Genomic DNA, 1,532 nt, shown 5'->3' on the forward strand with positions numbered 1-1,532 from the left:
CAAGGTCAGGCCGTTGATGACGGCGTCGTAGTCCTGCATCAGCCCGGTGGCGAAGGAATGCAGGTGCGGGAGGTCGTCGGCGCGGACGGCGGTAAGCCAGGCGTCGAGGTGCTGGCCTTGGCGGTGCATGAGCATGGTCGCGAAGGCGGTGACGTGGGTGGCCAGCCGGTCCAGGTGTGGGCACTCGGTTCGGACTTGGGCGAGCATTTCGTGTTCCTCGGCGGTGAGCGCGTCGGGGTGCTGCAGGATCCACGAGACGATCTGCCGGTTCCTGAGCGGTTTCGGGGTACTCGGTGGTGGCGGCTTCTGGTCCTGCCACGGCCGCAGCCGGTCCCGCAGGGTCCGGTATCCGCCGGTGTAGCCCATGGTTCGGATCTCCTGGTGCAGGACCGTGATCGTGGTGCAGCCTTCGGTCCAGCGTCGCCGCAGGTAGTCGAGCCAAGGGTCGATCACCCCGGGCCGGACACCGGTGGCCTTTTGAGTGATCAGGTCGTCGGCTTGAGCGGCGCGCAGGTAGCGGCGGACGGTTCCGCGGGCCAAGCCGAGTTCCCGCACGATCGCCTTGATGCTCGTGCCGGCCGCGTGCAGGTCATGGACCTGCTGATGGCGGTGGCGAATCCGTTCGGCCAGCCGCCCGTCAGGGCGGGTTGCTGGTGCGGCAGGCGCCGGTAGTTCGACCGTGACGCTTGGTGATGTTGGGTTCTTCCTGGCGGTGAGGCAGTGGAAGTGGTTGGCAACGGTCTTCTCGACGTGGCCGGCCAGGTTGTGCAGCAGGTGCCAGCGGTCAGCGACCTGGATCGCGGACGGGGCGTGGGTGCGGGCGGCGTCGGCGTAGGCCCCGGCCCTGTCTCGGCAGACGACCTGGACGCCAGGATGCTGTTGGAGCCAGGCGCCGACGGTGTCGGCGTCACGGGCGGGTAGCAGGTCGATCGGGCGGCGGGTGGCCATGTCGACCAGCACGGTGCCGTAGCGGTGTCCGCGGCGCAGGGCGAAGTCGTCGATGCCCAGGACGGTGACCGGGGTGCTCGGCGGTTCGGGGATGCGCCGGATCAGGCGCAGCATCGTGGTCCGTCCGGCGCGTAGCCCGAGACGGCCGGCGAGTCGGGCGCCGGCGCGTCCGGCCAGGGCCAGCCCGATGTCCTGAAGAGCTTGCGCTGCTTGCTGGCTGCGGCGGGCGTACCGGCTGGTCAGGCCGGGTACCTGCTCGACGAACGTCACCGCTTTGCAGTCCGGCGCTGCGCAGAAGAACCGGCGGACCATCAGCTTCAACACGATCCGGTGACCGCCGACCACGGCATCAGCGACGCGCCGGTGGTATCGGCTGTGGATACGGGCGCTGCGCTGCCCGCAAGCCGGACATCCGGCGTCGCCGGCTCGGGCGTGCGCCTCGAACAGCACGGATGCCTGCTGGACCTGGACTCGGTCGATGGTCACGTTCGCCAGATGCGGGAAGACCAGTCCAAGATCATGTTCAATGCACCGGCGAGACTGTACACATCGGACGATCATGGTTGACACGGCGACCGGCCGTC

Annotated in this window: 1 protein-coding gene; it reads right to left on the bottom strand. The window is 69.0% G+C overall.

All coding sequences use genetic code 11. The features are described 5' to 3' along the window. Positions 1-1,509, bottom strand: a 1,509-nt coding sequence (locus AB0M02_RS46715; protein ID WP_364238992.1) for an ISL3 family transposase, incomplete at its 3' end; no start/stop codon positions are given. Positions 1,510-1,532: the final 23 nt, after the last annotated feature.

Origin of the sequence: Actinoplanes sp. NPDC051861 (genome assembly GCF_040681145.1) — a bacterium.
GTDB lineage: Bacteria > Actinomycetota > Actinomycetes > Mycobacteriales > Micromonosporaceae > Actinoplanes.